Source organism: Deltaproteobacteria bacterium (genome assembly GCA_016210005.1).
GTDB lineage: Bacteria > Desulfobacterota > Binatia > HRBIN30 > JACQVA1 > JACQVA1.
Genome location: JACQVA010000141.1, coordinates 26983 through 34190, shown reverse-complemented (window position 1 = coordinate 34190; position 7208 = coordinate 26983). Strand labels below are relative to the sequence as shown.

Genomic DNA, 7208 nt, shown 5'->3' with positions numbered 1-7208 from the left:
TGCCGGGCACTACACCAACGCATTTGAGAGCCATGACTAGAGCGCACGACCGCTCGCACTAGACCTCAACTTCCCTCCGACAGATGCCGTTATCCATCACGCGCTGTACTGATCAACGTCAGCATTTACCTCCGGCGGCAGCTGGCCGGCGCACAGGCCGCCGCCCTCTGCGTATGCACCTCTCGATCGGGTCCAGCGAGGAGAGCGTTGCCCCCTATCTGGGAGTACGGGCCGGCCGCGGCTCGGTGCGTCCCTCTGTATTCCAGAAAGCCGCGCTATGGTGAGGATCGCGGGCAGCAGTGCCTCCGCGCGAGGAGGCGGTGTTGACACGGGTAAGGTGGCGGTGCAGGCCCCTCCAGCAGAGGGAGATGCCAGAGGTAGTTGGCCGTTTCTGAGAGTGAGCAGCAGCGCTGCAGCGTAGGCAGCATCGGAGAAGAGCACAATGCAATGCACCGTAGTCGCTCGAAACGAGCGCGCCGACCGAGGCCGAAGCCTATCAGGTCGTGATCGAGCGCTTAGGCCACGAAGGAAATCAGGATGCGGAATGACCCGCTTTCTGCTCTTCACAGCATCTGAGACGCCGATAGAGTTCGGCGGTGCCGGTGGCCCCGGCGCTGTTACCCCATGGGGTAGCGGATCTCTTTGCAAACCTTGTTGCACTGTTCGAGCACGTCGGCGGTCAGCGTCACCTCGGCGGCGGCCAGGGTTTCGCTGAGCTGCTCGACGCGGGTGGCACCGATGAGGGTGGCGCCGACGAAGCTGTGCGTGAGCGTCCAGGCGGTGGCCAGCGTCGCGACCGGCATGCCGCCGGCGGCGGCAATCTCGCCGAAGCGGGCGGTGGCAGCCAAGGTCTGCTCGTTGACGAAGCGGCGGGCCATCGATTGCGAGCGCGGGTTGCCTTCGGCGTACGTGCTGAAGCGGGCGCCCTTCGGTCTCGCACCGTTCTGATACTTGCCGCTCAACACGCCGCCGGCGATCGGGCTGTAAGCTAACAGGCTCACTTGCTCGCGGCGGCAGACTTCGGCGATTTCGTCCTCAAACCGGCGATGGAGCAGGCTGAAGTTGTTCTGGATGGTCTCGAAGCGCGCCAGGCCGTGCACGTCGCTGGCCCACAGGCTCTTGGTCAGCCCGTAGGCGGTCTCGTTGCTGCAACCGAGGTAGCGGACCTTGCCGGCTTCAACCATCCGCGTCAGCGCTGCCAGCGTTTCCTCGATGGGCACGTCACGGTCGGGCCAATGGGTCTGGTAAAGGTCGATGTAGTCGGTCTTCAGCCGCCGCAAGCTGGCTTCGAGTGCGCGCTCGATGTGATGGCGATCGAGTGCGGTCTTGCCCTCGCGCACGGCAGGGATGAACCAGCCCTGCCCCGGCCCTGCCACCTTGGTGGCGAGCAGGACGGCGTCGCGCTTCTTGCCCGCGAGCCACTTGCCACAGATCTCCTCGCTGCGGCCGGCGTATTTGGGGTCGGGTGGGACGGGATAGACCTCGGCGATATCGATGAAATCCACCCCCGCGTCCCAGGCGCGATCGAGAATGGCGAGGCTGGTGCGCTCATCGGCTTGATTGCCGAAGGTCATGGTGCCCATGCCGATTTCCGAAACCACCAGCCCCGTGCGACCCAAGCGGCGACGTTTCATCTTGACCTCCCTGGCGGTTGCGGGCGCATCATAGCAAGGGCGTGGCCCCGGGATAGCGCAGTAGCGCGCCGAGCTTGGTCTCGTACAGCGGCCAATGCGTCAGCACCAGGGCGCGATCGAACAGCTCCAGCGCCGCATGAGTTTGCCCGCCCTTGCGCCGCAGAATCACCGCCAGTGGCGGCAGGGCCGCAAGGTAGAGCAGCGCCAGCAACGGGCGCGCGCCGCACAGCAGCGCCAGCAGACTCAAGCCCGCTCCCAAGGCGCAGCCGAGGGCAATGGTCCAAAACCACAGCACGTAGAACCAGCAGCGGTGCAGATGGTCGCGCACCGGCTGCCACTCGCTCTGCTCGTAGAAGACCAGTTCGTAGACCTGGTAGGCGAGGTCGCCGCGGTCCTGACGCTGCTCCAGCTGGCCGCGTTCGATGATCGCTGCCAGCGCCGCCCGGTGCGGGCTGCGAAACCCGTTGCCTTGGGCCTCGAACCAACTGCGCACGCTCTGGTGCAGGAGGACACCCAGGACCGCGGAGGCGATTAGCCACACCGGCCAGGGTGCCGTGATTGCCGCGGGCTGCAACAACAGTGCGAGCGGGCCGATGACGGCCAGGCCCGGCAAACACCACCACGCCACCTCGCGCACGGCTCAGCTCCTGCGCGGCAGACCGAGCACGCGCTCGGCGATGATGTTGCGTTGCACTTCGGAAGAGCCGGCAGCGATGGTGCGGCCGCGGGCGTACAAGTAAAGGTAAGGAAACTGCCCGTCCGCCGGGGTACGGGCTGAGCCTTTGAGTAGTTGTGCGTACGGCCCTGCGATCGCCAGCGCGGTTTCCAACTGACGCTGGTACATTTCGCTCCAGAAGAGCTTCTCGATCGAACCCTCCGGGCCCGGGATGCCGCCGCGCAACGTCTTGGTGAGGCTGCGGTAGGCGGTGTACTTGATGCAGGCGCCGTCGATTACGGCTTGCGCCAGCTGCTGGCGCACCAGCGGATCGCGGCTGGCCGGGCGGCCGTTGCGCTGCCACTGGCGGGCGAAGTCGACGGTGTCCGCCAGCGCCACGCTTGATTGCAGCTGGCGGCTGAAGGTGAGCGTGGCGCGCTCGTGCATCAGCGTGGTGATGGCGATCTCCCAGCCGCGATTGATTTCGCCGATGACGTTGGCGCGCGGGACGCGTACGTCTTCGAAGAACACCTCGTTGAAGTCCTCCGCGCCGTTGATCTGCCGCAGCGGCCGCACGCTGATGCCCGGGCTGTGCATGTCGACGAGCAGGAAGGTGATGCCCTTGTGCTTGGGAGCGGCCGGATCGGTGCGCACCAGCAGCATGCACCAGTCGGCGTAGCGGGCGAAGCTGGTCCACACCTTCTGGCCGTTGACGACGAAGCTGTCGCCGTCGAGCACCGCCCGGGTCTTGAGCGCGGCCAGGTCCGAGCCTGCGTTCGGCTCAGAGAAACCCTGGCACCAGATCTCTTCCGCCGAGAGGATGTTTTTCAAGTGCCGGTGCTTCTGCGCCTCGCTGCCATGGGCGATCAGTACCGGCCCGCCCATGGTCAGCCCGGCCAAGTTGACCAGCATGGGTGCGCGAGCGCGCGCCATTTCCTCCTGAAAGATCACCTGCTCGATCAGCGTCGCGCCGCGGCCGCCGTATTGCTCCGGCCAAGCGATGCCGCACCAGCCGGCGTCGTAGAGCTGGCGTTGCCAGGCCTTGCCGTACGCCACCCACTCGGCCAGAGGTTCCGGCTCAGTGCCGGGCGGGTTGCGTTCGAGCCACTGGCGCAGCTCGGCGCGAAAGCGTTCTTCGTCCGATGAGTACGACAAGTCCACGCCCAGTTATTAGGCGTGAGGCCGAAACCGAGTCAAGGCTGTCGCGGTAATCCCCCACTGGGTGTGCGGACAAATCTGTGGGTAACGTGCAGCCGACCGGGCAAATCCTCACCAGTCTGACAGTACTGTGTACTGTCAGGCCGAGGCCCATGGCCGAAAGGAGGGACGCAATCTGTCATTCCCGCTTTCGCGGGAATGACGGCCATAACACCGAACCACGTTACCCACAAACTTGTCGCGCACCCATCCTCACTTGCCGACATCGTCGCGCTCACGCGCCACGGCCAGAACGGGCGGCTGCGGATGTTGGCTAAGTGGCTGCGTGGGCGTGCGCAGCGTTCTCAATCCGTTGTACAAAGCCACTTACGCCGCCGCGCCGAACAGGTAGCGATGCATCCGCTGTAGCCCGGCGACGTCGTGGAGGTCGGCGTCGAAGTTAGGCACCTCTGCCACCGCTACGGCCTTGCGCAAGCGGCGCCGGAAGGCTGCGATGCGTGCCATGTCACCTCGAGCCACGGCCTCGAAACGCAGGAAGTTCTCCACCAGCGCGGCGGTGGCGGCCCCACCGCCGGCGCGCGTCACCAATGCTTCCAGCCGCTCGCGCTCAAGTACGCCCCGCGCGCCGCTGTGTTCGGTGTGGACGCGATTGAACACCACCGCCCGCAACGCCACCCGCAGTTCGCGCACCATGCGGCAGAAATGCTCCGCCTCACGCAGCACCTGTTCCTCAGGGCTGACCACCAGCACGAACGCAGTCTGCCGTGCCCGCAACAGCTCGTAGACTCGGCGAACGCGCGCCTCGAAGTTCTCGAACAGGCCGGCCATCGAGGTGAAGAAATCCGAGACCTCGGCCAGCGCCGCCACCCCGGTAGCTTCCTCCAACTTGCGGAACAGTACCCCGGCGGTGCGGTTCACCAAGCGAAAGGTTGCCCAGCCGGCCGAGAAGTAGGGTCGAACGAACCACTTGACCACGTTCTTGTCGAGGAAATCGGCGATGCGTTGCGGGGCTTCGAGGAAGTCGAGGGCATGCTGCGTGGGCGGAGTGTCGACCACGATGAGGTCATAGCGGCCGCATTCGTAGAGCTCGCACAGCTGCTCGATCGCCATGTACTCCTGCGAGCCGGCAAAACTCTGCGACAGGTGTTGGTAGAAGCGATTGGCGAGGATACGGTCGCGAACTGCCGGCGAGGGCGCGTGCCGCTCGACCAGCGCGTCCCAGGCACCCTTCTGATCGAGCATGAGCGCGCTGAGGGTACCGCTGCCGCTGACCGGGACGATGCATTCCTCGCCGCCCATTTGGCGCAACCCGAGGGCATCGGCCAAGCGCCGCGCCGGATCGATGGTCAGCACCATGGCGCGCGCCCCTCGCTCGGCGGCATAAAGCGCCACCGCCGCCGCCGTGCTGGTCTTCCCCACTCCGCCGCTGCCGGCGCAGATGATGACGCGATGCTGCTGGATGATACGGTCGAGCGTCTTCATGGCTCGCCCCGCCGAGGAGCGCTCGCGGCCGCAGCTCCGGCCAGAGCTGCGGCAATCTGCTGCACCTGCTCGACTCCGAATTCCTCGGTGAACAAGTAGGGAACTTCTATCGCCGGCAACCTCACCTCGCGCTTGAGGCGGCGCAAGTACTCGGCGTTGATGGCCGCCCAGCCGCTCTCCTCATGCGCACGCCGCACCACCTCGGCCAGCACTGCGCGGTCTTCCCGCGGCTGCAGCCCCTGCCCGCCCGCGGCCACCCGCTCGATCTCCGCGGCGGTGAAATCGGCGTAGTGCACGCGGTTGACGAAGAGGTACCCCGGCGGCAGTCCCAACTCGCGGCACAACTGCTGATGCATCTCGATGGTTTCGTTTACCGGCATCTCCTCCGCGGTGGTGACGAAGTTGATGGCGGTACGGCAGGGATCGGCCAGCAGATCCATCACGCGCTGTGACTCGCGGGCAACCAAGCCGGCACCGAAGGCATCATGCGCCGCCTTGGGCATGCGCAAGTACTGTACACTGTGGCCGGTGGCGGGAGCATCGACGATGACCGCGTCCCAGCGGCGTCCGCCCGTGCTGTCGTCGGCGCGCTCGGCCTCGTACCAGATTTTGCCGATGGTCATCAGCTCGCGCAGCCCGGGCGCCACCGCCACGAAGTAGTTGTAGATGCGGCTGGCAAACACCGCGTCGAGCAGCCGCTTGAGGGGAATGATCAGCCCGAGATACTCTTGCAGCGCGGCTTTGCCATCAACCGCCAGGACGTGCAAGTTGGCGGCGACCGAGCGCGATTGCCCCAAGGGGATCGGCGCGGCCCCCAGCAGGGCCGCGGCCCGGCCGCTGGCATCGACCTCCGCCAACACCGTGCGCTTGCCCGCACGGGCGGCTTCGAGCGCCAGGGCGCAGGCCACGGTGGTCTTGCCGACGCCGCCCTTGCCGACCACTACCAGCAGCCGGCGCTCAAACAGCTCACTCAGCACTCACTGCCACCGCCGGAAGGCCAAACAGACGTTGGTGCCGCCGAAGCCGAAGGAATTGGAGAGGGCGACCCGGATGGTGGCCGGGCGGGCGTGATTCGGCACGTAGTCGAGATCGCACTCCGGGTCGGGATCCGTGTAATTGATCGTCGGCGGCATGCACTGGCTGTGCAAGGCCAAGGTGGTGTAGATGGCTTCGACCGCGCCCGCCGCCCCGAGCAGATGTCCGGTGAGAGACTTGGTCGAGCTCACGGCCAGGCGGCCGGCGCCCTCGCCGAACACACGCTTGATGGCGCGGGTCTCGGTCGCGTCGTTGTACGGGGTCGAGGTGCCGTGGGCGTTGATGTAGTCCACTTCGAGCGGGCTAACGTCGCCGTCCTCCAGCGCCAACTCCATGCAACGCGCCGCGCCCTCGCCGTCAGGGCTGGGCGCGGTGATATGGTAGGCATCGGCGTTGGCACCGTAGCCGACGACCTCGGCGTAGATGCGGGCGGCGCGCTGCTGGGCGCACTCGAGCGCTTCGAGCACGAGTACTCCGGCCCCTTCCGCGATCACGAAACCGTCGCGCCCGCGATCGAACGGCCGGCTGGCTCTCTCCGGCTGCTCGTTGCGGGTTGATAGCGCGCGCATCACGGCGAAGCCGCCGACACCCAATGCCGTTACTGCGGCCTCGGTGCCGCCGGTGATCATCGCGTCCTGCAGCCCGAAGCGGATCAAGCGGTAGGCTTCGCCGATCGCATGTCCGCCCGATGAACAAGCGCTGGCCGGGGCGTAATTTACCCCTTTGGCGCCGAACCTAATCGCGATCTGACCCGGAGCCAGATTAGCGATCAGCCGCGGAATGAAGAACGGGGAGATCCGCTTAAAGCCATGAGCCACATAAGTCGCGACCGCCTCCTCGATGGTGGTGATACCGCCGAGCCCGACCCCGATCACCACGCCCACCCGCTCGGCGCAGCCGGGCTCGACCTTGAAGCCGGCGTCATCCAGAGCCATCTGCGCCGCGCCGATGGCGTAGTGGATGAACGGATCCATTTTCTTGATTTCCTTCTTCTCGATGAAGGCGGCCGGGTCGAAGTCGCGCACCTCGCCGGCAATTCGGCTGGGGAAGCCCGAGGCGTCGAAGCGCGTGATCGGCCCGATCCCGGAGCGGCCGTTCATCAGGGCGTCGAGGTTCTTCTGCACGGTACTGCCCAGCGGCGTGACCAGGCCGAGCCCCGTAACCACTACTCGCCGCTCACTTCTGGCCATTGCAGGCTCCCATACGCGAGCGCATCACGGCAATCAAGTTTGGGGGCCTTGGTC

6 protein-coding genes are annotated in these 7208 nt (G+C 66.2%); all 6 read right to left on the bottom strand.

Features of this window, described 5'->3' with window-relative positions:
- Positions 1–617: 617 nt before the first annotated feature.
- The 6 genes from HY699_13425 to fabF all read right to left on the bottom strand — a co-directional run bounded on the left by HY699_13425 (position 618) and on the right by fabF (position 7154).
- Complete coding sequence (locus HY699_13425) at positions 618–1634, bottom strand: aldo/keto reductase (protein ID MBI4516806.1); 1017 nt, start codon at positions 1632–1634, stop codon at positions 618–620.
- A 28-nt stretch (positions 1635–1662) separates the two neighbouring features.
- Entirely contained in the window at positions 1663–2271 is a 609-nt protein-coding gene (locus HY699_13420) for a hypothetical protein (GenBank protein ID MBI4516805.1), read from the bottom strand.
- 3 nt (positions 2272–2274) lie between these two features.
- Positions 2275–3450, bottom strand: coding sequence for an acyl-CoA dehydrogenase (locus HY699_13415; GenBank protein ID MBI4516804.1), 1176 nt, complete (start codon positions 3448–3450; stop codon positions 2275–2277).
- Between the two features lie 363 nt (positions 3451–3813).
- On the bottom strand, positions 3814–4929 hold the full coding sequence (locus HY699_13410; GenBank protein ID MBI4516803.1) for an ArsA family ATPase: 1116 nt from the start codon (positions 4927–4929) through the stop codon (positions 3814–3816).
- The gene (locus HY699_13405; GenBank protein ID MBI4516802.1) at positions 4926–5906 is read right to left on the bottom strand and encodes a P-loop NTPase; all 981 of its coding nucleotides are present in this window, start codon (positions 5904–5906) and stop codon (positions 4926–4928) included. Before HY699_13405 ends, HY699_13410 begins: the two co-directional genes overlap by 4 nt.
- The gene (gene fabF, locus HY699_13400) at positions 5907–7154 is read right to left on the bottom strand and encodes a beta-ketoacyl-ACP synthase II (protein MBI4516801.1); all 1248 of its coding nucleotides are present in this window, start codon (positions 7152–7154) and stop codon (positions 5907–5909) included.
- Positions 7155–7208: the final 54 nt, after the last annotated feature.